Raw genomic sequence first — 25736 nt, forward strand, 5'->3', positions numbered from 1 at the left:
GGTACTATTACTATCCCAAAAACTCTTTCGTAAAGTTGGGTGAGGTAATTAGGCTTACTTGTGAAGCTATGAGCATTTTGTAGTCTTAGTACATTGCCTCATCCAATCGTGAGAAAATGCAATTCAAGTTGAACTTGAATTGCATTTTTTATCTTTTTTAAACTTTCTAGTTATCTTCTTTTTGTAGCACATCTCTAGCCACTTCAACTACCCTCTATATTCCGCGTGAAAAAGTAAATGCAAATGCTTTTGCCATTTTTGATATAGCTCCTAATTTCATGGATGCTTTCAAAATAGACTGTGTTTTAGCAACCTCCACTTGAAATGTAAGTGAATTAATATTGAAAAAATACTACATCTTTCATTATAAGTAAAACTTAATTTAATTTTACTAATTTATATAAATCGCTAGTTTTACTACCGAAGCGGCAATATTTATGGCTCGTTTTTATTGTGAAAGGAAACATATCCAAGGAAGCGATGAAATAGTATTAAAAGAAACGGCATATATTGAACTTTAATCCTCAAACATAGGAGTGGGGCAAGTGAAGGATGTAGATTTGTTTTTAAAGAAATTACATTACTTTGATAAAAAATTTAAGTTAATAATCAATCAACACAATAACCATCTCAAAGTTGAGTATTTAGAGTTGTGTGAGCTAATCGATAATTATTCTTCTTTTATTACAAATCGTGACAATGAAAAATATTGGAATCATCTAAAGCTATCGATTGAAATCATAGCATTAATTGAAAATCTCAGAAATAATTCTTCTGTTTGTATCCAAATCGTAGAAAAATATCGAGCTTTAGTATTGGGATTAGAAAACGAGGAGATAACTGATTATTTTCGTAATATAGAGGACTGCATTGAAAAGGAATTTGGGGATTTTCACATTAACAGTCAGTCGAAAATACTCATGGTAGGTTCTGGGGCTTTCCCTTTAACATTATTAATGGTTGCGGAACGAACTGGCGCAGAAGTTTTTGGAATTGATATTGATGATGAAGCGGTTCGGTTGGGAAGACATGTAGTAAATATATTAGGAAGACATTTATCAATTCAAATTGATAAGAAGACAGTAGGGGAACTAACAGTTATAAAACAGATTAGTCATATTATATTTAGTTCAACTGTCAGCAATAAATATGCCATATTAGATCAATTGTATGATTTAACTAATAAAGATGTGCTAATTGCGATGCGTTATGGTAATGGGTTAAAGTCTCTTTTTAATTATCCCATGCAAAAAGTAGACGAAACGAAATGGCATATAGTTGAGGAAATTATACATCCTCAAAGTGTATTTGATGTTATTTTGTATCAAAAAGTACAATGACATATATGGACGAGGAGATGGCAATGACTGATTTTAATAACGTTTTATTGCTAGGAACTGGGCCAACAGCAATTCAACTAGCTGTAAATTTCAAAAATTATTTTAATAGTAAAGTAGCTATTGCTGGTCGAGAATCTTTACGCTCCAAGGCTTTCTTTGAAAACGTCATGCAACATCAACTTGCACTTAATGTATATGTACAAAATAAACAACATCAGTCTGTTGCAGGAGAATGTACAATTGATACTTTATTTAAAGGTTATCATTCAGTATCTGGTAATTGGGATACTATTGTGCTTAGCATTACAACAGATTCGTATTTATCAGTATTAGCGCAAATCGATTCTACCGTGTTGAAGAATGCTAGCTGTTTTATATTAATTTCGCCTACATTTGGCTCTAGTCATTTAATTTCAAATTTATTAAATAATCTTTCACCTCAGGCTGAGGTAATTAGCTTTTCAACATATTACGGGGATACTAGATGGTTAGGTAGTATGCCATCAAATGAAGTATTGACAACAGGCATAAAAAAAACAGTTTATATTGGATCAACTTACTCAATATCGAATAGAGTGGCTGAATTAACTAACCTATTTCGTCATTTAGGGATTCAATTAAAAAAATTAGCATCTCCTCTTGAAGCAGAGACAAGAAATATTTCTTTATACGTTCATCCTCCCTTATTTATGAATGCTTTTTCATTAAAAGCAATATTTGATGCCAATACCGTAACGAAGTATGTTTATAAACTTTATCCTGAAGGTCCCATTACTTATACAACGATTCGGTATTTATTAAATTATTGGAAAGAAATGATGGAAATTGTGAAACACTTCAATATTCAACCGCTTAATCTATTACAGTTTATGGTAGATGATAATTATCCATTACACCCAAAAAGCATAGACAGACAAGATATAGAAAATTTTAATCATCTTGAGCCCATCCATCAAGAATATCTGCTTTATATTCGTTATGCTTCCTTATTAATTGATCCATTTTCTATACCAAATGAAGAAGGAAGATACTTTGATTTTTCAGCAGTTCCTCTTAGAGGAATTTTTATAAATCACGACGGAGAATGGGATATTCCTAGAATGCCAAAAGAGGATTATTATCGTGTGAAAATCATCCAAGGGATTGCGAATGCACTAAAATTAAAAACTCCAACACTTGATCATTTTGTACAAACCTATGAAGAAAAACTGCAACAAGTAGTGGCATCTTCTGAGGATAAACTTTATTCAGAAGCCTTCCAAGTAAAATCTTTTTCACAAGAAATCGAGATGATTTATAAGGAGATTTATACTAATTAAAAACATACAAATTTCCGTTTTGGAGGCAAAAGTGAATATATTCAAGCACTTGACCAGCTTGTTCTTGAATTTGATGATAATGTTCATTGATTATTAAATAACATGCAAATAACGCTTTGCTTAACACTAGTGGTACTCAAATGATAGGCCTTATAATTTTTGTCCAGTTAAGTGTTGGCATATTAATGTGAAATAGATGCAGTATAAGAAAAGTCGATTAAGAGGATGAGTAAACATCCTTTTATCGACTTTTCTTAAAGCAACTTATTTTCTTAGAAAAGGTGGTTCATCATTTCTGCTTGTAATTCTCTGAACAATGAAAGAAGAAAGAAACTCTTATAGATAGTTAAGGATATTTTTAATTGTTAATTCTCAAATCATTAACATTTGTCAATATTATTTGGTTTCTTTCTTTAGTATTTTAAAATTGAGTGTACTTTTTGAAAGAAATTGTCTGTCAATCACACAATGGAGGTTGCTTATTTAGATTAAAGTAAAAAGTTTATCTATTCATTTCCATAATTAATATGGAAGGTAGTTTCTATCAATCTTGTTAGAAAATATGTTTTTTATACTTTTTGTAATGGTGATTACGATCATTCATTTTTCAGCACTCATTTACTTATATATACAATTTAAATATTAATTCTTAAAGGAAGGTGTTAGTAATGGAACCATATATCGGTGAAATTCGAATGTTTGCAGGTAATTATGCACCACAAGGATGGAGTTTGTGCAATGGGCAACTATTATCTATTGCTGATAATGATGTGCTCTTTTCACTCATAGGTACTATGTATGGAGGGAATGGACAGACGACATTTGCCTTGCCGAATTTTCAAAGTAGAGTCGTAGTACACCAAGGACACAACCCAGTAACGAGCACTCAGTATACGATCGGTCAAATGGGAGGGGTAGAGTCTGTGGTGTTAAATGCATCACAACTTCCAGCTCATACGCATCAAGTAAATGCTTCTTCACTGGAAGGCACAACAACTAGTCCAGAAAATGCGGTATGGGCCAAAAACATGCAGTATTCAACACAACCACCAAATAGCACAATGAATGCAACAATCGTTTCAAGTGTTGGTGAAAATTTGCCGCATGATAATGTAATGCCGTTTTTAACAATTAGTTATATCATTGCGCTTTCCGGTTTTTACCCATCATTTGAATAGGAGGAATGTAATAATGAGTGATCCATTTGTAGGTGAAATTAAATTATTTAGCTTTAGACGTGTTCCAAGGGGATGGGCATTATGTGACGGGCAATTACTGTCAATTAATACAAACCAAGCTTTGTTTTCCTTGTTAGGCATAACTTATGGTGGGAATGGAGTTACCACATTTGCCTTACCTGATTTAAGAGGAAGGGTTCCGGTTCATGTAGGAAACGGTGTGACACTCGGACAAAAAGCTGGACAGGAGACACATACGTTAACAAGTGATGAGATGCCTGCACATACACATGTTGTGACTGCTAGTGCGGAAAGTGCTACGTTGAAAGTAGCTACTAGTAATGTATGGGGAACAACCGCTGTTAATATGTATGCATCTAATCAACTTAATACCCATATGAATGCACAAGCTTTATCTCCATCAGGATATTCGCAGTCACATCAGAATATGCAGCCCTACAGTGTGGGAAATTATTGCATTGCTTTAATAGGCATATACCCTCCAAGAAATTAATAACAAAGGAAGTGAAAAAAATGTCAGAAGCGTATATTGGAGAAATTAGAATTTTTGGTGGTACTTTTGCACCTCAAGACTGGGCTTTTTGTAATGGTCAACTATTAAATATTCAGTCGAACAGCGCCTTATTTGCCATTTTAGGAACCATATATGGAGGAGATGGAAAGACAACCTTTGCTTTACCAAATTTAAATGGTCGGGCAGCGATTCATCAAGGAACAGGTGCAGGATTAACGACAAGGAATATTGGCGCAGCTGGAGGTTTGGCAACTGTTACATTATTAACAACACAAATGCCTAGGCATAATCATAGCGCTACATGTAACAATGACCAAACATCAAATACTGAGCCAACAGGAGCAATATGGACGGAACAACAAGGGAGAGGTTCTCACCCTGTCTATTCTGTTTCAGGGAATACTACAATGAACGCATTAACCATTGAACCAGTGGGTGGAAGTCACGCACATAATAATATGCAACCGTATTTGGGGGTAAATTTCATTATTTGTTTATATGGAGAGTGGCCTCCTAGGGCATAGGAATGAATTCATCGAAGGGTGTGAAACAACTAAAAAGGAGTACAAAAATGGGAAAAAAGATTTTAATTATAACGCTATGTTCAATGCTAATTACTTTTAGCCAGTTGACTGGGATAAGCTTGATGTCTCCTTTAAAAGTGGAGGCCGCAACTTGCGATACTCCCAATTTTCCAAAGTGTACACAAGATTTAACGCAATCATCCTGGCTAAATGATACAACTAATGGCTTTATAGTTAGTGGTATTCCTGAGGATAATGGTTTTGATTTATTAAAGTATAGTGATGGGCAACCATATCCAGCTGGTTATTATATTGATGCAAATGAATTTTCACCACCCAAATCAATAAAAATTTCTGCTGGGGAAGGCTTTACTGATGGTATCTTCGATTTAAAATCATTAAAAATTGATACGATAAATCCACATATGGAAAACGATGCGTTGAGCTTAAAGATTCAAGGGTATGATATAGACGGAAATCCAAAGGGAAATCCTGTAACCTTTAAGACAGTTGCCAATTCTAATCCTATTTATGATATTCCGATAAATATAAATGGTATTAACTCATTTGTTATTACTGCGAGTGTACAATATATACCAACTGTTTTTGCAGGCATATGGGATATAACATTTACACAATTTACAATTGATATTCCTAACCCAAGTAACCCACCAACCATTACAAATGATGCGATTACGGCCTCAAACATAACGGCCTCAGGCGTACAGTTGGATTGGGTTAAAGCATCTGACGATTTAACAACTCAAGAGGATTTACAATACCGTGTCTATCAATCTAGTAGCCATAATATGGATACGGTTAGTAACATTGAATCGAATGGGACACCTTTAGGAAGCGGTTATGCCAAAGATATTACTTCGTTTATTGTTACAGGTCTCGCCGCTAATACAATTTATTATTTCAATGTCATTGTCAAAGATGCTGATGGCAATAAGAGTGCTTATATGATGCAACAAGTAACAACCGTTGGGTTAAATAAACCTCCAACATCGAGTGATGGAACCGTAAATGTAAATGAAGGTCAAGTGTATACATTTAATAGTACTTCCTTTGCGTTTTTGGATGAAGATGCTGGAGATACGTTGCAAGCGATACAAATTGTTACAATCCCAAATAGCGGACAGCTCTTTATAGATAGCAATAATAATCAGCAAGTGGATGCTGGAGAAGCGATTACAAATGGTATGACTACTATTAGTAAAGCTATTTTAGATACGGGTCATTTAAAATATCTAATGGATAATGGATCTACTTCATCTTTTACATTTAAGGTAAGTGATGGTATTAATTTTAGTACAAGCTATGCGATGAATTTAAATGTCAATACAAATCCAACCGTGACAATATCATCAAACCACAGTAGTCTAACAAATAGTAATCCAATTACTATATCAATCGCATTCAGTGAGCCAGTGGTAGATTTTAAGGTATGGAATGTAAGTGTTACAAATGGAAATGTATTGTCTGTTCATGGGGATGGCACTATATTTACTGGCATAATATCACCAATTGCGGATGGAGTTGTGAAAGTTAAAATTCCTGAAAAGGTTGTTACGAATAGTAGTGGTACATTTAATAAAGCATCCAATGAATTACAAATATTCTATGATGCTACACCACCTACTAATATTCAACTTACTAATACGATAGTCCAAGAAAAGGCACCTATAGGTACACCTATTGGGACATTGACAGCAACAGATTCAGGTAGTGCACAAACATTCAGGTATGCATTAAAGTCTGGGGATACAAATTTCTTTACGATTGATGGCAATGTATTAAAAACAAATGCGCTGTTTACCTATGATACGAAAAATAGTTATAGCATTACGATAAGCGTAACGGATCAGGCTGGCAACACGTCTGATAAGGAGTTTACTATCCTGATTACTAAAAATCACGCTCCTACAGGCACTATTCTAATTAATAATGGAGCAGCATATACAAGTTCTTCGAATGTTACTTTAACAATGACGGCAACGGATACAGAAGGAGAAGCGATAGATATGCGCTTTTCAAATGATGGATCTACTTGGTCCAGTTGGGAGTCAAAAGTGTCTTCGAAAAGTTGGACATTATCAAGCGGGGATGGTAGTAAAACCGTATATATGCAACTAAAAGATTCAGCAGGTAATATATCGAATGTATTTTCAGATACAATTGGGTTAGATACAACGCCTCCTTTTATAACAGGGGTTTCAAATGGAGGTATATATAACACTGACATTACTATTAGCTTTAATGAAGGAACGGCTACCTTGAATGGATCTTCCTTTACAAGTGGCAGCACTGTAACGTCAATTGGAAGTTATACGTTGGTTGTAACAGATAATGTAGGTAATACCTCAACGATTTCATTTGTGATTGATAAAACTCTGCCACAAGCTGTAGAGGTGACAATCAAATCTACTAATTTCGATCCGACAAAGGCTAAGGAAGGCGACACAATCACATTAGCAATAAAAACAGATAAAAATATCCAAACACCAACAGTTACCATTGCAGGAAAAACTGCTACTGTAAGTGGAGCTGAAACGAACTGGCAAGCGACTCATGTTATAGCTAATGGTGATATGGAGGGAACAGCACCTTTTACGATTAACTTTAAAGATTTACTAGGCAATTCGGCAACAGAGGTAACGAGCGTAACTGATGGAAGCTTCGTCATAGTGGATAGTAAAAAGCCAACAGTAAAAAAGTTGACAATGGTATCAAATAATACGAACCCTACAGTTGCTAAAGTAGGCAATATTATCACTATTGATTTTGAAACAAGTGAGGACATTCAATCGCCCAAAATAGCTATATTAGGACAAACAGCAAATGTAAGTGATAAAGGTGATGGCGATGCTAAAACATGGCAAGCAAACTATACACTAAAGTCAGTAGATACAGATGGACCTATTAACTTTACAATTGATTATCAAGATTTAGCGGGGAATGATGGCTCACAGGTTACAGAGATTTCAACAGGAGCAATGGTGAAGTTTGATAAAAAGGCTCCGGAAATAATAACCTATTACCCAGCGCATCTTGCAACTAATGCGCTGCCTACAGGTAATCTCGTGTTAACGTTTAATGAAAAAATCTTACCTGTAGCTAGTAAAAACATTCTCATTCGAAATGCTTCAACTAATCAAATTATTGAAACAATCGGTATTTCACAAGCAAACGTTTCGATCACTAATGAAACTGTGACAATAAATCCGACAGTGGATTTGGACTATAACACCGTTTACAGCATTCAAATTGATGCAGGAGCATTTATGGATTTAGCTGGAAATATGTATGACGGAGTTACTAATAATACTACTTGGAGTTTTACGACTAGTGCAATACCAACATACACCGTTACGTATGACAGTAATGGAGCTGATGGGGGGAAAGTGCCAACAGATTCGAAGCGATATAAAGGTTACGAAACAATTACAGTACTCGGAAACACCGATAATTTAAGGAAAACAGGCTACACATTTGTAGGATGGAATACGAAGGCTGATGGCAAAGGTATTACGTATAAAGCTGGACAAATGTTTCAAATGGGGAAAGGGAATCTACTATTCTATGCTGAATGGTTTAAAAACGATGTACCAGCAGATGGAGGATACATTACACCAAGTACAGACCCTGTAGAACCAATCAATCAATTTTTGGTGAATGTTGTAGATCCTAGTATGCCAGATGAGGTACTCATTCAAACAGTATTAACACGTGAATTTCGTAACGGTAATTTCCAAGATACAGTGAATTTTACAGTTGCAAATGCCAACGAGTTCCTTCGCAAATTAGCGAACAAGGAAGAAAAAAGACCTCGACTTATGATTCCCGACATGGAACAACCAGCAAGTGAAACAAAGGTCATACTCGCTCGAGAGGCCGCTAAACGATTACTAGAGGGCAAATCTAATTTTGGCATAGATATGGGACTAGTCAAGATAGATGTTCCTTTTGCTTCAATGGATGATTTCAATGACGATATTTATTTTCGAATGATACAGATAAAAAATGCACTACTGCAAAAAGCCATCGAAGATAGGGCTAAACAAGCAGAATTAGTCTTACAACAAAGTCATGGTGCGAATGTAAAGCTCGTCGGTCAACCAGTAACTATTGACACAAATCTACAAAATCGTCCCGTGACATTGTTATTGCCATTACCAGCGAACCTTACTTCAGCTCAACAAGAAAATATCATGATTTACGTAGAGCATAGCAATGGAACAGTCGAATTAATTCGTGGGCGTATTGTAGAATTTTCGAAAGGACAAACGGGTATTGTCTTCGATGTAGAGCATTTTTCTACTTTTACTTTATTATATGTAGAACAAGGGCAAGAAGAAGAACAACAGCCAGTAGAGGTAGATAGGGCATTTACTTCATATATACAAGGCTACACAGATGGTACTTTCCGTCCGAATGCATATGTCACACGTGCACAAATGGCAGCAATGCTGGCAAGAAATTTGAGTAACAATGATGTACCAGTAGCATCTCAACTATTTTATGTGGATACAGCTGCGACTTGGGCAAAAAATGAAATTGAGTATATTCGTACACAAAAAATTATGCAAGGACGTCAAGATCGTATATTTGCTCCAAATGATATGATGACGAGAGCCCAAATGGCAGTTATTGCTGTAAGATGGATAGATCAGCAATGTGCAGAAGCGTCTACAGATAACCAGTATTGTCAACTACCAACGAATGGAGAAACGTACAGTGATGTCGCATCCACGCATTGGGCAGCAAAAGAAATCGACCGCATTAGCGCAATGGGTATAATGATTGGCTCAGGTGATGGCCAATTTAGACCGGAAGAGAGATTAACACGTGCACAGGCAGTAAAGATACTCAATCGAATTTTTTCTCGACCATTACCAACTGAAGAAACGGAACAAATCTTTATAGATATTCCTAGAGAACATTGGGCTTTCTTTGAAATTCAAGCAGCTACAACGAAATGAAAAACAAATGGCCATAGCGGGGTGTGCACAAAGGATTGTCACTTGCGAACTTCTTTTCTCTCAGTGGATCTTGAGCTTTTAAGCCGTCTATAGTACAAATTAAAAATAGGGCCCTCCCGGGATCCAGATATTATCTATATTACTAACTTTACTGAAACACAGCCAGAAGACTTATTCAATAATACGATTGATGGTCAAGATTGGAGTCAGCTAAAAGCAGTAAAAAATAAACAAGTGTATAAAGTGCCGCTAGGTATTTATCGCTGGTATCCACCAAATGGAGATGCACCACTTATGTTAAAATGGATGGCACAGCACAATCATCCCGAAATATTCGACTATAATATGACCGAAGAAATTCAACATTACTATGCTAAATTTTACAACTATGATGTGACAGAAGAACAAGTAAAAGACATTTTAAATCCATCGTCTGAAGCTGCAAAATATTAAGAAAATGCCAAGTGAAAATGATTTTACTTGCTGTGCGCATTTTAGTGGTGAACGTTGTAAAAATGGTTAAATATAGGGACAAAACCTATAGGCCCTAAAATGCTTGGCAATTGGATATTTAGAAGTAACAAAATGAATGTGTACCAATTACAAACTTTTTAGCACTGATTGTTTTAATAGTTATTGTATTTTTAAATAGAAAATAGTATTAAAATTTAAACGGTTGCCAGTGGAAAAATTTCTAGGCTACCGTTTTTTTGATACTGTAAGATTAAACCTATCAATCTTTCTATTTTTTTAGGTAAAGTGCTGTGATTTTTTCACCTATACTGAGAAGTGATCGGATTAATTCGAATGCAAAGAGTTGTGAAGCTTATTGTTTAAACTCTCGGTCGGAATTACTATGTCCCAATGAACTAGATTTCTCTGGCTGACCTTATAATATGAATGGGGAATTTTGTGTAAAAAGTAAAAAAGGGAATATGGTAAAATTGAAAGAAAAAAATATGGGGTAAATAATGAGTAATTCTGTAAATTATAAAATGTGGACTGTTTGCATGATTCAAAATGAAGACAAGGTTTTACTGCTCGATAGACAACACGATAATTTCAAAGGGTTTATTCCACCAGGTGGCAAAGTTGAATTTCCTGAAAGTATAGTAGAAAGTGCAATTAGAGAAGTAAAAGAAGAAACTGGATTAGAGGTAAGCAACCTTATTTTTAAAGGTCTCTATGAATATGTAAATCCTGTTGCGATGGATAGATATATGATTTTTAACTACATCACAAAAGATTTCAAAGGAGAATTACTTGAAAATGGCCCAGAAGGAAAGGCAGTTTGGGTAAATATAAGGGAAGCATATAACCTTCCAATGCAGGAATCTATTCGAAGAAGATTCCCTTTATTTTTTGAAGAAGGGACATTTGAAATACAAGTTGAATGGAATCATGCAGAAAATAAAGAGGGCAAAGTTACTATTAAGAAGACTTAAACATCATGTTGTGCAACTGACTGGGGTTATTGTTCAATAGAACAGTCGCTTCTCACTATTGTTGAGGTTAGTTCGATACATACATATAATAAGTAGGGAATTCTGTGAAAGTTTGAAAATCCTACACATTAGATAAAACATACTTTTATAACTAAGCCATTGTATTATTCAATACTTAGATTCATACGATTTGGATTTAAAAGATTTAGGAGGAAAAGACATGCAAATACTATTAATTCGACACGGAGAATCAGAAGCAGATATTTTAAACGTACATGAAGGAAGAGCTGATTTTGAATTAACAGAAAGAGGTAGAAAGCAAGTGGGAAGTTTATCACAAAAGGTAAAAAATGATTTCCCACCAGATTTTATATGGGCAAGTACGTTAAAAAGAGCCCGTGAAACCGCTGAAACATTAGGAGAAATTATTGGTTGCCCAGTGCAATTGGAAGAAGAATTAATGGAGTTTAATAATGGTGTTCAAGCTGGACTATCCTTTGAAGAAGCAAAAAAGTATCCAGAGCCAAAATTTTTTCATGAGCGTTTCGAAAATGGAGAATCATTCATAGAATTTCGAATGAGAATTGAAACAATATTTTCTAAAATTGTAACCGGAAATAAATATAAACGAATTGCGATTGTTGCTCATGGCGGCGTAATTAATAATATATTACGTGCTTTTTACCAAATGCCAATCAACATGGATTATTATTTTAAAATCGGAGATACAGGAATTAGTTTAATTGAACTTACTGATAAGGAAAAGATAATTCACTTTATAAATGATACGAATCATTTAGAGAATATATAAGAAACCTTGTTGAAAAATGCTATTGCGTCAATTAAATCCACCGTTTAGATCAATATTTTTTCAAAACGGTGGTGTTTTAAATTGTTTGTAGCTGTAGCTTATTTTTAATCAAATTTTATTTCAAAGCTCTGTGGAGGACATTATTTGAGGACAGATATAGATAATTGGAAACCAATCACGGTAACAGAAATTTATAAGCTCTTCTCAACTATTCCAATTAATTGGGGCATTGCAGGGGGATGGGCTTTAGATTTACATTTAGGAAAACAGTCCAGGGTACATGATGATATAGATGTAATAATACTTCGAGAGGAACAATTAACTATCTATAATCATTTGTCAGAAGATTGGATGTTATACAAAGCAGAGAATGGGAAACTAGTTCTTTGGCAAGAAGGTGAATTTTTAAAAACTACAAATGATATTTGGGTTAGTAAAAGCAGTAGTTCCTCCTGGGCTTTTCAAATGATGTTAGTAGAGACAGAGCAACAATCTTGGATATACAGGCGAGACAAATCTATTAGAAGAGAAATAGAGGATATATTTTTAAGAACAAATGAAGAGATACCTTACCTGAGGCCCGAGATTCAACTCCTTTATAAAGGTGGTAGCGCAAACGTTAGAGTAAAAGATTTTAAAGATCTACAAATTATGCTTCCTTATTTACAGCCTGAACAAAAGGATTGGCTAAAAATGACATTGGAAAAGCAATTTCCAACTGGTCATTCGTGGCTTGACTATATTTAAGTGTGAAATATGATTCTATAGAAAAACTGAACCAAATGTTAAGTGAGTTGGATATTAACAAACAACAAGAAATAAAGATACATTGAAAATGACATAGACGTAACAAAAGAGAAGGAAACAACTATCCTCTAATTCAAGGCATTATCCTTCTCTTTCTAATACTAACTCTCTAATTTTTTTGTCGCTTCTTGAATATATTCATCTAGTTGATCTGCTGGACGATATACCGTACTTCCATGACACACTTCTAATCGCTCAGGTTTTAATTCTTTTACAATTAAACTGCTTTGTAATGCTTCTTCCATATAAGGTGTAAACATTGGTGGATGAAGCTTTCCTTTTTTTGAGTTGAAAAGGTCACCAGCTAGCAGTACGCTATCTTTTTCATGAAAATAAACAACGTGTCCCGGAGAATGACCAGGTGTTAAATACGGTGTCAGTCCAGCAATAGCTTGTAACTTTCCATGCGCACTCTCAGTGAGGGGCTGAGCTAATTGTTTCGGCAAGTTATTTTCAAGTTTCTTTCTTTTTGGATAAAGAACTTCACCTTCCATATAAGGTATTTCAATATCGTGTGCGTAGACGGGTACTTTATTTTGAGTCAATATTCTCTTTACTGCGCCAACATGATCCGAATGACCATGCGTTAAGAGAATCCTACGCAAAGGACCAGCATTCAGCTGCTTTATGAATTTCATAATTCCTTTTGCCATCATCGGCATCCCCGCATCTACTAAAGTGACCCCATCCTCCTCAATAACTATCCATACATGAATCGGAACAATCATCCACGTCTTTAAGCTCCAGATATGCTCAGAGATTTGTTCAGCTTTCATTTTCATTTCCCCTTTTTAATTTTTCTTTAAAGCCTATAAGAAGAATTTCTATTGCAAGATCAAATGTTGGTGTTAATCTTTCCATTAAACTGTTAAGAGGTTCATGTTGGTACGAGTAAGTGCTAAGAATGCCATTAAGGTTGAAGTAATAAATTCGAGAAAAAGCTAACAATTGTTCTTCATCTGAAATAGATAGACATTCTCGAATTCTTTCCTTCATAATTTCAAAGATTTCAATCCGCAGTCTATTTATCTCAAGTTGTGGATCCCCTTCATCTACCCTTGTAGACTTTGCGTTGAAGAAAATATCATACAAATTCCGATTCTGTAGGCAGAAGTGGATATATTCAAGACTGATTTGTTTCAATTTGTCTTCTGAAGATAAAGTACTTAAGCTCGAAAGATATAGAAATTGTTCGTATAGCTCCTCCAAAGGTGGCATAGAGAGCTGGTGTAATAATTCTTCCTTGTCTTTAAAGTAAAGATAAATGGTTGTATGGGAACACCCCGCGTCCTTTGCAATGGCTCGTATTGTCACTGAATCGTATCCTTTTTCAGAAAATAACCTACCTGCTGATTCGACTATCTGCTTTTTTGTTTCTTCAGACCGTTCTGCCTGTTTACTTTTCACTATATTACCTACTTTCTCTACTTACTAACCAATGGTTATATAATAACCATCGGTTAGTAAAATGTCAACATTTTATGGAAATTTTGATAAGCAGCTTAAAGAAGGAGATGATCTGGTTAAAGCCAAGATTAAATGGTAAGGTGGTAAGGTTTAGTACTTTGAAAAGATAAATAGAATGGGTAGCGGGGAAATAGGGAGGTGAATGTAATTTTACATTCTCTATTTTATTGCATTGTGAAATCCTACTTTACTTATAAATATATATAGGAAAAATAATCTATTTTGTATTAGTATTGACAAATTAATTTATCCATAATATTATTAAATTAATGATAATGATTATCATTATCATTATCATTAATATGTCGAACACGCAGAATAAAAAGGGGTATTTTTAAATATCCCTTTTTATTTACATAGTGTTGATAATGATTATCAATTGAAAGGAGGTTTTATTATCAAAAGGTTATTTTCTGTTTTAATGTTAGTCTCATTATTAACATTTTTCGTTACGCCAATTTTAAACGCATCTGCTGCACTTGCAGATGGGACATACAAAATCAATTATCAAGTGAATAAACCAAATTCTTCATCTGCTTCAATAGCAAATGATTACTTTTTGAAGCCTGGGACAATTATTGTTAAGAATGGCTCTTCAGTAATACAGCTAAAAATGAAAAAAAGTGCGTGGATAACGAAATTTGAATCGAGTACAGGCGGTAATAAAGTTATTAGCGAAGATAAGGCAGAGGATACACGTATCGTCCAATTTGCACTTCCTTCTTATTCATCGCCGACTGCAGTTACGATGAAGGTGGATATTGATGACTTAAATTATCATCATGAATACACAGTAGATTTTGTATGGGATCCGGCGTCATTGAAAAATGAAGATGGTAGTGCAGTAGTAGCTACAACGGACCCAAAAAACACTAACACTAACACTAACACTAACACGACTATTAAAACTAATACTGGTGATACAAATACTTCATCAGTTAAAGAAAAAGAAACAAATCCTCAAACAAGTGATGCTTTTCCAATAGGTATACTTTTATTGTTCTGTGTTAGTGGATTTATCTTATTTAATTTTAAAAAACGCATGAAGGAAGAAGAAATCAATTGAAATATTTCGGAAGCACCCTCATCTACTTCGCTAAGGTAGGAGTAGGGTGCTTTTTAAAAGGAGTGAATGAACATGATAAAAACAAAAGTAAATAGTAGAAAGTTACATATAGTGGCGCTAAGTATTATTTTTGTCGTTCTTTCAGCATGCACTAGTTCAATTAAGGAAAATGAAAATACGGTAGAAGAAAAAAAGGATGAAAATAATACAACTGTTGAAGCTGAAAATCGAATTATTCCAACGACAGTTGCAGTTGCTCATATTTTAGATGCACTAAATTTAGATGTCATTGCTGTTCCTACGACTGCTTATGATTTACCTAAACGCTATGAAGGTTTACCCGAAGTTGGTAGTCCGATGTCACCCGATATGGAAATTGTAAAATCTTTGAATCCAACAGAGGTTTTCTCAGTGACAACTTTAGAGGCAGATTTAAAAAAGACATTCGATGAAGTTGGTATCAATGCTTCATATGTAAATTTACAAAGTATTGATAATATGAAAGCTGCTATTTTAGAAATTGGGAAAAATTATAATCGGACTGATGAGGCAACAAAGTTAGTGTCAGAGCTTGAAGGAAAGATTGCAGCCCTTCGAATGAAAGTAGAATCAAAAGAATCCCCTAAAGTTTTAATTCTACTTGGTATTCCAGGTAGCTATTTGGTGGCAACCGAAAATTCATATATTGGAGATTTAGTGAGAATGGCTGGAGGTCAAAATGTGATGAGCGGACAAGAACCAGAGTATTTACCATCTAATACGGAATTTTTACAACAAAGCAATCCAGATATTATTATTCGTCTAGCACATGGATTGCCTGATCAAGTTGTGGAAATGTTTAATGAAGAATTTGTTACGAATGATATTTGGAAGCATTTTGACGCTGTGAAAAACGGACGTGTGTATGATTTAGAGGAGCCGTTATTTGGAACAACAGCAACCCTTGCAGTACCTCAAGCACTAGAAGAATTGATTAACATTATGTATCCATAATGAGAAATGTAGAGGACTAAGATGAATAAAAAAATAAGTAGTTTTATAGTTGTAAGTATTTTGCTTTTAGTTGTTATTATATATTCTGAAATTACTGGCTCTATTAAAATGGATACGATGGAATTTATTAGAGCCTTTTTTGGTGAAGAAAATGCAAATTACTCCGTTATTAAAGATTTACGTTTCCCGCGGATTATAGTCGCTATATTTGCAGGGGCAGCATTGTCTGTTGCCGGCGTATTATTGCAGGCAGTTATGCGCAATCCATTAGCTGATGCAGGTGTAATAGGAATTTCAGCAGGAGCATCATTTGTAAAATTATTAGCCATTACATTATTTCCAATGGCGTTTTTTTTCACACCATTATTGGCCTTTTTTGGTGGAGCATTCGCTTGTTTTTTAGTATTCATGTTGTCCTGGAAATCAGGCTTAAATCCTTTGAAAATTATTTTAGTAGGTATTGCGATTAATGCGATGTTTACTGGTCTAACAGAAGCGTTTATTACGCTATGTAGCTATATGAATATCATGGTTGGTGGAGCGGGTAGCTCTAATTTGTCAATGCGAACTTGGAGTGATGTACGTTTAATTACATTTTATGGTGTGATTGGATTACTAGCTTCTCTATTACTAGCTTCGTGGTGCAATTTATTGGCGTTACAAGACAAAACAGCCAAGAGTTTAGGCTTTAATGTAACACGTGCACGACTAATTATTGCAGCAATAGCGGTATTACTAGCGGCTATTTCAACTGCTACAGCAGGAGTTATTGCATTTGTTGGGTTATTAATTCCGCATATTTCAAGAAGGTTAGTAGGCTCAGACCATAAATGGCTAATTCCATTCTCAGCATTAGCAGGTGCCTTGCTGATTTTGACTGCTGATACGCTAGGCAGAATATTAGTTGCACCGTTAGAAATTCCAGCTTCAACAATAATGGCGATAATCGGTGGGCCATTCCTAATCTTCTTAATTCGAAAAGATAAGTAAAGAGAGGTGAGTGCATTGAAAGTTTCACAAATTAAACTATCTTATGATCAGAGGAAAAATCATTTAGATGGAATTACGACAACTATTGAAAAAGGGAAAATCACGACGATTATTGGCCCGAATGGTTGTGGGAAATCCACATTACTAAGTGTCATTTCCCGTAATAATATGCCACAACAAGGCTCAGTAACGTTAGAACAGAAAGATATAATGGCATACAAGGCAAAGGAATTTGCGAAAAAACTTGCAATTGTTTATCAACAAAACATAGTGCCACAAGATATTACGATTGAAAAACTAGTTGCTTATGGACGGGTACCTCATCAACAATTGATGAAAAAAAATGTTGAAGAAGATGAGGCGGCAGTAAACTGGGCACTGGCAGCAACGAATTTAACACAGAAACGTACATGTAACTTGGATGCATTATCAGGTGGTGAACGACAGCGTGTTTGGATTGCCATGGCACTTGCTCAAAAATCATCCATTCTTTGTTTAGATGAGCCAACAACATATTTAGATATTTTTTATCAAATCGAATTAATGGAGTTAGTGAAGAAATTAAACAAAGAAAATTCTTTAACAATTGTGATGGTGTTGCATGATATTAATCAAGCAATAAAATATAGTGATCATATAATTTTGATGAAGGAAGGTAAAATTTTATGTGAGGGGTCACCTAAAGAAACAGTAACAGCGGAACGTATGAAGGAAGTGTATGGTGTTGAAGTGATTATTCAAACGCATGAAATTGTTGGTACGTATATGATGCCAGTAAAGATTTAGGTGAATTTTTTAGACATATCATATTATTAATTTCGTAGATTTATTAAGTTAAATTGTGATTAATTCTTATATTTACCTATAGCTTTACTTTTTAAGTTTATTAACAAAAATAATATCTCGTAACATATCTTCGCTTTCTTGACAATAATAGTATGTGAGTTATAATGAGTGAGAATGAGAATCATAATCAATTATAAGTGATTGTATACTTTAAAACATCCGGAGAATCAATAGATGTTTTCATGAACTTTAATTGACAATGAGAATTATTCGAGTTAAGGGATAGTACTAGAAAATCTTTTAATATAAAGGAGGTAGTAACGCACAGAATAGGTCAACATAATTTTAAAAATTCAGGAGGTCAGTGTATTGAAGAAATTTTTGCAATATGTAGCTATGGTAGTGCTGATGTTAGGTGCAATATTACCGGGCTTTGGAATGGAAGTAAAGGCGGAAGAGAATACCGCATCTAGTTGCGCAGTTAACTATTCAGCAAATATCAAAATTCTCAATGAACAACAAACAGCAGATTCAATGATGAATAGCTATGTTCAAAAGGAAGCTACTGTTAAACACAATAATGGTCTATATACAATAGACATTACTGTGCCACAAGCAAATACAACATGGTATCAGGATTTTAAAGTTGAATCAGGTGGGGAATTAAAAGCAGCTATTGAAAAAACTACAGACACTAATGGTAACGATATTTACACTTTCGTAGTTGATCAATATGAGCAAACAATAAAAGCATGGGTTGATGTTTACATTCCGATGATAAATTATGACCATGACTATATTGTGTATTTAAAAGTTGCCGATGTTACGGAAGTTAATCGTGTGTGTGAAGAAGCACCGGAACAACCAGGACAACCGGAACAACCAGGACAACCAGGAGATAACTCAGAAGAAGTTATCACAAAGAACGTTCCTTTCACATTTTTAACAGATAATAAAACATATGATACGTATTTTAAAAGCTATATTAACTATGCTGATTTAGCTACTAATGGTTTAGAAAAATACGCATATATTAAACTAACAGGTCACACATATGCATTTACGACGCTCAAAGTAGGCAGTGAAAACGGAGAAGACGTACAAATTGTAAGCTCTGAAGGAGAAGGAAATTCATTAGTACGTGTCATAAAAGTAAAATTAGATGCTGATTTAAAAGCTACGGTCATTATGTCTGGTGACAGATATCCAGCAACGCCGTTTACATTTGATTTTAAACCGGCAAAAGAAACAAGTGTTTATTTACCTGAGCATTTCAACTCGAACAATCAAGTGATTGAGTTTGGACTGACGCCTGTCAGCTCTGGTGCACCAGCTCATACAATAATCGCATCCCTTTTAGGACAAGCATATGCAACAAAAACAGCAGACAATAAAATAGCTGTAACAATGAATTTAGCTGTAAATGATACGACGAAGGGCTTTTCTGTAAAACAAGGAAATAATACAGTTGCAGAATGGACAGCAGGTAGCACGAAAAGTGTAATTAAATTTACAGTAGCTTCATTAGAAAATTTAACGTTCACGTTAACAACTGAGCGAAATGGTACCGCTTCGGCTATGAGTACGACAGTTGAAAAAGTACTATTAACAGGTGAAATTGCTAAACAAGAGGATAATAGTTCAGAAGGAAATACCAACGGCAGTGAATCAGGTTCTGGGGAGAACAATAATAATTCAAATACCGGTGGCAATAACAATTCTAACACTGAAAACAATGAACAATCAACTAATGGGCTGTATACAGTAAACTTTACGTTTTTAAATGAATCAGGTACTGGTAGTTCTATTATGAACACATATGTAGATAATCAAGCATATGTAGTGAAAAATGGTTCTTCTTATCAAGTTCAATTAACATTAAAAAATAGTTCATGGATTACTGGATTTACAGTGAATGGTGCAACACCTAGTACGATTAGCGATTCAAATGATGTACGAGTAGTGCAGTTTACAGTATCAAGTCTAACTGCGATTCAAAATGCGTGGGTAAAAGTAGATATTGCAGATCTTAACTATCATCATGACTATAATGTTCTTTTGAAATTTGATGAATCGTCACTTTCTAAGATCAATGATAGTACGACATTCCCAAATACAGGCGGCTCAACGAATAGTGGTTCGTCAAATGGTAATTCCACAAATGGAAGTACTACTAATAACGGAACTAACACAAACACAGGTACTACAGTGAACTTTAGTCAAGAGGGAATAGTTAAATTTGAATTTGCTAACAATGCAAAAGAGATAGCTGTATTCCTACAAAAAGCAAAAACAGTATTTGAAAATAACAAATATAAAGTTACGCTTTCAATAAATATTGAAAATAACTTACAAAATTTTATTGTTAAACAGAATGGTAAAGAAATTGCGAAATGGTCAAATAAAGTAGCTTCATTAGTACCGGTTGCAATTGCAAAAACAACAACACTTTCATTTGAAGCAGATACACTGGATAATCTTGTTTTTGAAGCTGTAACGACGGATAAGACAATTTCCTCAAATGTAACAGCAACGACGACTAATACAATTGAAAAGAATACACGTCAGTCAATTACGTATAAAATGGAGGCTGATCCAAACGGCAATATGGCTGACTTTATTACAAACTACTTAGCACCATACTTCACAAAAGCTGAATTAGTAACGATTGACGGTAAACGTTACATTGAAATGACACTAATCGGTAAAGCTTATGGTTTTGAAACACTTGCTTATATTGATGGAAATGGTAAGCAACAAAATATCGAAGTGGTTAGTTCTACTGGTGAGAAAATGGATCAAGTACGCGTTGTCCGTTTACCATTAGTTCAAGATAGCAATGGCGTTACGAAAATATTTATCGATTCAGGTAGTTTAGGTTATGGGGCGTACACATTATTCTTTACATTTAATGTACCAGCTTTAGAGGAAGAAACAAATAACTCTAATAACCCTAATAACTCTAACAACCCTAATAATACGATCAAAAATCCTTTTACAGATATCGATAATGTATTCAGTAAGGATGAAATTTTGGCTTTATATGCTGCTGGGATTACAACAGGTACAACAGCAACAACATTTAGTCCAAATAAAAATATTACACGTGCACAATTTGCAGTGATGATTGCTCGAGCTTTAAATATTCAATCAGCAAAAGCAACTGCGTTTAAGGATGTTAAAGGTCAGTGGTATGAAAATGAAGTACAAGCACTTGTAGAGGCCGGTATTGTAACAGGTGTAAATGCCACAACATTTAATCCAACAGCAAATATTACACGTCAGCAAGCAGCTGCAATGATATTACGTATGCTTGAATATAAAGGCTATAAAGTAACAGTTGATGAAAATGCTTTATCGTACAAAGATGCTGATAAAGTATTTGACTACTCAAAGCAAGCAGTATCAGAATTGCAAGCACTAGATATTATGACGGGGTCTAATGGTTATTTAAACCCACAAAGTAATTTAACACGTGCTCAAATGGCGAAGATTTTAAAACGTTCATTAGAATTAGTTAATTTAATTGATTAATAATTAAAGTAAGGAACTATTACTATCCCATAAACTTTTTTCAAAAGTTGGATGAGGCGACTATGCTTTGTGCTCCTATGATCTATTCATCTCGCACTATTGCCGTGGATTCCTCATCCAATAAAAAAATGCAATTCAATTTTAACTTGAATTGCATTTTTTAAACGATTAAAAGTTTAGATTTTTGTGAGTTTGAAAGCAACCACAAAGTACATATAAATTTAATTGAGTACTTTTCAGAATAGGTTATAGAAAAATAAGTAATTTGATAATTTTTTGTTTTTAACTGAGAAGGGGAAGCGTTCTAAATTTAAAATTTGGCTAATAAGATAGCTTGCAAAAGTAGGAAAACGCCTAATTTAACGGGCCGTCAAAACTGTTGTTTATGAAGAAGGACCCACAATAATCTATTGTGGGTAGTTTTATAAGAGAATTTTAAAAGCGTTCTTAAACGAATTGAGTTAGAATGCTAGCCTGTAAACTCGATGAAAAAACGTCTGAGAACGTATAGTTATTATTCTTATATTTATACTGATGTGTAATGGTAATCTTGAAGATTAAAGTTGTGATTGGTGCTTCTTCAGCCTTTTAAGAAATCCATATACTGAAATTACTTTACTAAAGTAGCGGCGATTTCAGAAATAACAACTCGATTACCTATTATTGGGGATGCTTCGCTGCTTTCTTTGTTACCAATCTCTTCACGTCGGTGTAAATTTTTAAAGTCATCAGATTCGCGCCAAGCTTTGAATTGCTCGACTGTATCCCAGAACATCATAACGTTCATTTCATCATGATCTTCCGGTTCAGAGCAAACGTTCACTTCAACTTTATTAAAGCCTTCCCAGTTCAATAAAGTTTTATCAGATATAAATAATGGTGCCATTTTATTCGCAAAGCCTTTTTTTACTAAAAAGCGGTTAGTAACTGTAATCATGTTTATGACCCCTTTATAACGTTTTTAATTGATATTGATTTTCATTATCAATTAAAACATACATTAATTGGCTATGCAATAAAAAAATTAAAAAAACAACATTAAAAACGTTTATTGACAATTATTATTATTTAAAATAGAATCATAAACAACCGTATGAGAATGATTATCAATTTCATTTCAAATAAAAAGAAAAGGTTGGTAGTTAACATGAAGAAGTTTAAATTTCTATTAGTAGGTGCGTTAGCATTATCATTAGCAGCATGTGGAGAAGAAAGTAAACAAGCGGATGGGAATGCTTCAACAGATAAAGTAGAAATGGAACAACAAGTTGAAACAGGGGGGGCGGTAACATTAGTAGATGACCTTGGAAATAAGCTTGAGTTTGAAGCAACGCCGAGTTCAGTTGCAACATTAAATCCAGGAATGATGGATATTTTGCTTGCGTTAGGTGCAAATGTTACTGGTCGACCTACGATTACATCCGATATGAAAGAGGATGTAAAAGCTATTCAAGAGATAGGTAACCCGCATGAACCATCATTTGAGCAGATTGCTGCATTGAATGCGGAAATACTTATTGTCCCACCAAGCTTCCAGCAATTCGCTACAACGGTGGAAGCTACAGGTACGAAAATTGTCTACTTGAACATGAATTCCGTAGATGATATTAAAAAAACGATTTCAAAGTATGGCGTGTTATTTAATAACACGGCAAAAGCAGATGAGTTAGTTGCACAAATAGATGAGAAGATTACAAAAGGCAGTTCAGAATCAACTTTAGATGCTTTAATCGTTTACGGAGCACCAGGTACATATTTAGCTGCACTTGATAATTCGTTATACGGAGATATTTTAAATAAGGCAGGTGGTAAAAATATCGCAGCCGATTTACCAGCGACAGATAAGTTTCCAACTTACGCAAATTTAAGTGTTGAGAAAATTGTTGAACGCAACCCAAAAGTAATTATGCTGATTACGCACGCGAATCCAGCGACAGTAAAAGAAGGATTTGAAAAACAATTGAAAGAAAATGCGGCATGGAAAAATTTAGATGCAGTAAAAAATAATCAGATTATCATTTTACCAGCAGAATTGTTTGACAATCCTGGCACACAGGTTGTAGAAGCCATTGACTATATGCGAGGAGTTTTAAAGACAGCAGAAGAAGCAGTGAAATAATTGTTTATAGCGGGGAAATGACGAATGATAGTAGAAGAGGAAAAATATGCACACCCTCTTGCTAAAAAACGAAGAATGGCTCTCATTATGTTACCGATCCTGTTGATTATAGTGAGTGTTGGTAGCCTTATGATCGGGCAAGTTTCGTTTTCGGTAAGTGAAGTGTTGAATGGAATTTTTAGTTCAGAAGATACGATGGCACGACGAATCGTGTGGGAAATCCGTATGCCCCGTATACTAACGGGTATAATTATAGGCGTTTGTTTGGCTATTGCAGGTTCGATTTTACAAGGTGTCATGCAAAATCCATTAGCTGACCCAGGGGTAATTGGAATTACTTCCGGCGCTGGAATTATGGCGGTGGCAGTAATGGTTGTTTTTCCTGGCTATATCATATATTTACCTATTGCAGCTTTTTTAGGTGCCTTTGTCGCCGCAATGATAGTGTATTCTTTATCGGTGAAAAAGGGTGGTACATCCCCAATGCGAATTATTTTAGTAGGGGTAGCCATTAATGCACTTTGTGGTGCAGGAACAAATGCACTTATGATTTTGTATAGCGATCGTGTACAATCTGTCCTGCCATGGTTGTCTGGTGGTTTGACAGGTGTTGGTTGGGTGCAATTTAAAATGATTATTTACTATGTTCTTGTAGCAATTGTATTATCCTTTTATGCAATTAAACATATTCGTATTATGCGTCTAGGAGATGAAATGGCAAGCCTTTTAGGGCACAATGTTGAACGAAGTCGATTCTTTTTAATTGCATTAAGTACGCTATTAGCAGGAATAGCAGTAAGTGTTGCCGGATTAATTGGGTTTGTCGGTTTGGTTGTACCGCATATTTTACGACTAATTATCGGTGGAGATCATAAATATTTACTACCTACTTCAGCTTTAGCTGGTGGCTTACTTGTTGTTTTCGCTGATACAATTGCGAGAACAGTATTTGATCCTATTGAGTTTCCTGTTGGCATTTTACTAGCATTTATTGGTGGGCCGTATTTCCTTTATTTAATTCATAGAAAGGGGAATTCCATTGCTACGAACTGAGCACATTCAATATCAACATGAGTTCACCAAGTTCAAGTTAGATGATATTACCTTGAAGATCAATGAAGGAGAAGTTGTTAGTTTAATAGGTCCAAATGGCTCGGGGAAATCAACATTATTACGTGTGATTTCACGTCTTTTAAAACCAAATAGTGGTACAGTATTTTTAGATGAACGAAACATTCATGAAATGAAGTCGAAAGAAGTGGCTAAAACACTAACGATGCTCCCGCAAATGAATAGTCATCAATTAGATTTAACAGTGCGCGAGTTAGTAGAGTTTGGGCGTCATCCGCATAGCGGAGGGAAGACGGTCCTGTCAAAAGAGGATAAAGAAATTGTCGATTGGGCGATTGATGTAACTGGATTGAAAGACTTGCAAAATCGTGTACTGCCTTCGATGTCTGGAGGTGAACGGCAACGTGCTTGGATTGCAATGACTGTAGCACAGCATCCTAAAGTGTTACTGCTAGATGAACCAACAACATATCTAGATATTGCACATCAATTAGAAGTGATGGAGCTTGTAAAAGAGTTAAATCATAAATACAATATGACCGTTATTATGGTGTTACATGATATTAACCAAGCTGCACAAAATAGTGAACGGCTGATTGTACTAAAGAAAGGAAAAATACATTACGACGATTCACCACATTGTGTATTATGTAAAGAAATGTTTCAAACAATTTTTGAAATTGATGCTGAAATTTATATGCAAGATGGAAATCCAATCTTTACCCCAGTAAAATTGTGCTCAAGTTCTTGCAAATGATGAAAGCTC

Annotated in this window: 20 protein-coding genes and 1 pseudogene; 18 read left to right on the plus strand and 3 right to left on the minus strand. The window is 34.8% G+C overall.

What is annotated here, in order from left to right; all coding sequences use genetic code 11:
- Window positions 1-545: 545 nt before the first annotated feature.
- The 10 genes and pseudogenes from ACIQXW_RS02800 to ACIQXW_RS02845 all read left to right on the plus strand — a co-directional run bounded on the left by ACIQXW_RS02800 (window position 546) and on the right by ACIQXW_RS02845 (window position 12884).
- A complete protein-coding gene (locus ACIQXW_RS02800) occupies window positions 546-1340 on the plus strand; it encodes a nicotianamine synthase family protein (RefSeq protein ID WP_340825385.1) in 795 nt (264 codons plus the stop codon).
- Between the two features lie 23 nt (window positions 1341-1363).
- Window positions 1364-2659 carry an opine metallophore biosynthesis dehydrogenase gene (locus ACIQXW_RS02805; protein WP_402759767.1) on the plus strand — a complete coding sequence of 432 codons (1296 nt, stop codon included), beginning with the start codon at window positions 1364-1366 and terminating at the stop codon, window positions 2657-2659.
- Between the two features lie 668 nt (window positions 2660-3327).
- A complete protein-coding gene (locus ACIQXW_RS02810) occupies window positions 3328-3837 on the plus strand; it encodes a phage tail protein (protein ID WP_402759769.1) in 510 nt (169 codons plus the stop codon).
- Window positions 3838-3850: 13 nt separating this feature from the next.
- Window positions 3851-4351 carry a phage tail protein gene (locus tag ACIQXW_RS02815; RefSeq protein ID WP_401018853.1) on the plus strand — a complete coding sequence of 167 codons (501 nt, stop codon included), beginning with the start codon at window positions 3851-3853 and terminating at the stop codon, window positions 4349-4351.
- A gap of 20 nt (window positions 4352-4371) precedes the next feature.
- The gene (locus ACIQXW_RS02820) at window positions 4372-4896 is read left to right on the plus strand and encodes a phage tail protein (protein WP_401018852.1); all 525 of its coding nucleotides are present in this window, start codon (window positions 4372-4374) and stop codon (window positions 4894-4896) included.
- A gap of 47 nt (window positions 4897-4943) precedes the next feature.
- The gene (locus ACIQXW_RS02825; RefSeq protein ID WP_402759772.1) at window positions 4944-9881 is read left to right on the plus strand and encodes an S-layer homology domain-containing protein; all 4938 of its coding nucleotides are present in this window, start codon (window positions 4944-4946) and stop codon (window positions 9879-9881) included.
- Window positions 9882-10001: 120 nt separating this feature from the next.
- Window positions 10002-10334: pseudogene (locus ACIQXW_RS02830) on the plus strand (ABC transporter substrate-binding protein); the annotation flags it as partial.
- A gap of 518 nt (window positions 10335-10852) precedes the next feature.
- On the plus strand, window positions 10853-11326 hold the full coding sequence (locus ACIQXW_RS02835) for an 8-oxo-dGTP diphosphatase (protein WP_402759774.1): 474 nt from the start codon (window positions 10853-10855) through the stop codon (window positions 11324-11326).
- A gap of 220 nt (window positions 11327-11546) precedes the next feature.
- A complete protein-coding gene (locus ACIQXW_RS02840) occupies window positions 11547-12137 on the plus strand; it encodes a histidine phosphatase family protein (RefSeq protein WP_401018850.1) in 591 nt (196 codons plus the stop codon).
- 144 nt (window positions 12138-12281) lie between these two features.
- A complete protein-coding gene (locus ACIQXW_RS02845) occupies window positions 12282-12884 on the plus strand; it encodes a nucleotidyltransferase domain-containing protein (protein ID WP_402759776.1) in 603 nt (200 codons plus the stop codon).
- Window positions 12885-13045: 161 nt separating this feature from the next.
- On the opposite strand, the gene ACIQXW_RS02850 is transcribed toward ACIQXW_RS02845, so the two are convergent.
- Both ACIQXW_RS02850 and ACIQXW_RS02855 read right to left on the minus strand, forming a co-directional pair.
- Window positions 13046-13720, minus strand: a complete 675-nt coding sequence (locus tag ACIQXW_RS02850; protein WP_402759778.1) for an MBL fold metallo-hydrolase — start codon at window positions 13718-13720, stop codon at window positions 13046-13048.
- The gene (locus ACIQXW_RS02855; protein WP_402759780.1) at window positions 13710-14351 is read right to left on the minus strand and encodes a TetR/AcrR family transcriptional regulator; all 642 of its coding nucleotides are present in this window, start codon (window positions 14349-14351) and stop codon (window positions 13710-13712) included. The genes ACIQXW_RS02850 and ACIQXW_RS02855 overlap by 11 nt, the downstream gene beginning before the upstream one ends.
- Window positions 14352-14790: 439 nt before the next feature.
- Here ACIQXW_RS02855 and isdC point away from each other — a divergent pair, with 439 nt between their 5' ends.
- From isdC to ACIQXW_RS02880, 5 genes are all read left to right on the plus strand, one after another.
- Entirely contained in the window at window positions 14791-15477 is a 687-nt protein-coding gene (isdC, locus tag ACIQXW_RS02860) for a heme uptake protein IsdC (protein ID WP_401018846.1), read from the plus strand.
- Between the two features lie 72 nt (window positions 15478-15549).
- Window positions 15550-16470 (plus strand): heme ABC transporter substrate-binding protein IsdE, encoded by a 921-nt coding sequence (isdE, locus tag ACIQXW_RS02865; protein WP_402759782.1) that lies wholly within the window; start codon window positions 15550-15552, stop codon window positions 16468-16470.
- A 21-nt stretch (window positions 16471-16491) separates the two neighbouring features.
- A complete protein-coding gene (locus ACIQXW_RS02870; protein WP_402759784.1) occupies window positions 16492-17460 on the plus strand; it encodes a FecCD family ABC transporter permease in 969 nt (322 codons plus the stop codon).
- A 15-nt stretch (window positions 17461-17475) separates the two neighbouring features.
- Window positions 17476-18246 carry an ABC transporter ATP-binding protein gene (locus ACIQXW_RS02875; RefSeq protein ID WP_402759786.1) on the plus strand — a complete coding sequence of 257 codons (771 nt, stop codon included), beginning with the start codon at window positions 17476-17478 and terminating at the stop codon, window positions 18244-18246.
- Between the two features lie 369 nt (window positions 18247-18615).
- Window positions 18616-21780 carry an NEAT domain-containing protein gene (locus tag ACIQXW_RS02880; RefSeq protein WP_402759788.1) on the plus strand — a complete coding sequence of 1055 codons (3165 nt, stop codon included), beginning with the start codon at window positions 18616-18618 and terminating at the stop codon, window positions 21778-21780.
- A 610-nt stretch (window positions 21781-22390) separates the two neighbouring features.
- Here the strand turns inward: ACIQXW_RS02880 and ACIQXW_RS02885 are convergent.
- Complete coding sequence (locus ACIQXW_RS02885) at window positions 22391-22717, minus strand: antibiotic biosynthesis monooxygenase (RefSeq protein WP_340825368.1); 327 nt, start codon at window positions 22715-22717, stop codon at window positions 22391-22393.
- A gap of 210 nt (window positions 22718-22927) precedes the next feature.
- Between ACIQXW_RS02885 and ACIQXW_RS02890 the strand changes: the two genes are divergently transcribed.
- From ACIQXW_RS02890 to ACIQXW_RS02900, 3 genes are read left to right on the plus strand one after another with little or no spacing between them, the layout of a single operon-like run.
- A complete protein-coding gene (locus ACIQXW_RS02890) occupies window positions 22928-23899 on the plus strand; it encodes an ABC transporter substrate-binding protein (protein WP_402759790.1) in 972 nt (323 codons plus the stop codon).
- Window positions 23900-23923: 24 nt separating this feature from the next.
- A complete protein-coding gene (locus tag ACIQXW_RS02895) occupies window positions 23924-24952 on the plus strand; it encodes a FecCD family ABC transporter permease (RefSeq protein ID WP_402759791.1) in 1029 nt (342 codons plus the stop codon).
- Window positions 24939-25727 (plus strand): ABC transporter ATP-binding protein, encoded by a 789-nt coding sequence (locus tag ACIQXW_RS02900; RefSeq protein WP_401018838.1) that lies wholly within the window; start codon window positions 24939-24941, stop codon window positions 25725-25727. The genes ACIQXW_RS02895 and ACIQXW_RS02900 overlap by 14 nt, the downstream gene beginning before the upstream one ends.
- Window positions 25728-25736: the final 9 nt, after the last annotated feature.

Origin of the sequence: Lysinibacillus sp. NPDC097162 (genome assembly GCF_044762185.1) — a bacterium.
Taxonomy (GTDB): Bacteria; Bacillota; Bacilli; order Bacillales_A; family Planococcaceae; genus Lysinibacillus.

Coding starts and splice junctions, on each gene's coding strand:
- ACIQXW_RS02805 (WP_402759767.1), top strand. CDS start 1,364: ATGACTGATTTTAATAACGTTTTATTGCTAGGAACTGGGCCAACAGCA.
- ACIQXW_RS02870 (WP_402759784.1), top strand. CDS start 16,492: ATGAATAAAAAAATAAGTAGTTTTATAGTTGTAAGTATTTTGCTTTTA.
- ACIQXW_RS02820 (WP_401018852.1), top strand. CDS start 4,372: ATGTCAGAAGCGTATATTGGAGAAATTAGAATTTTTGGTGGTACTTTT.
- ACIQXW_RS02810 (WP_402759769.1), top strand. CDS start 3,328: ATGGAACCATATATCGGTGAAATTCGAATGTTTGCAGGTAATTATGCA.
- ACIQXW_RS02815 (WP_401018853.1), top strand. CDS start 3,851: ATGAGTGATCCATTTGTAGGTGAAATTAAATTATTTAGCTTTAGACGT.
- ACIQXW_RS02850 (WP_402759778.1), bottom strand. CDS start 13,720: ATGAAAGCTGAACAAATCTCTGAGCATATCTGGAGCTTAAAGACGTGG.
- ACIQXW_RS02835 (WP_402759774.1), top strand. CDS start 10,853: ATGAGTAATTCTGTAAATTATAAAATGTGGACTGTTTGCATGATTCAA.
- ACIQXW_RS02890 (WP_402759790.1), top strand. CDS start 22,928: ATGAAGAAGTTTAAATTTCTATTAGTAGGTGCGTTAGCATTATCATTA.
- ACIQXW_RS02825 (WP_402759772.1), top strand. CDS start 4,944: ATGGGAAAAAAGATTTTAATTATAACGCTATGTTCAATGCTAATTACT.
- ACIQXW_RS02840 (WP_401018850.1), top strand. CDS start 11,547: ATGCAAATACTATTAATTCGACACGGAGAATCAGAAGCAGATATTTTA.
- ACIQXW_RS02895 (WP_402759791.1), top strand. CDS start 23,924: ATGATAGTAGAAGAGGAAAAATATGCACACCCTCTTGCTAAAAAACGA.
- isdE (WP_402759782.1), top strand. CDS start 15,550: ATGATAAAAACAAAAGTAAATAGTAGAAAGTTACATATAGTGGCGCTA.
- ACIQXW_RS02885 (WP_340825368.1), bottom strand. CDS start 22,717: ATGATTACAGTTACTAACCGCTTTTTAGTAAAAAAAGGCTTTGCGAAT.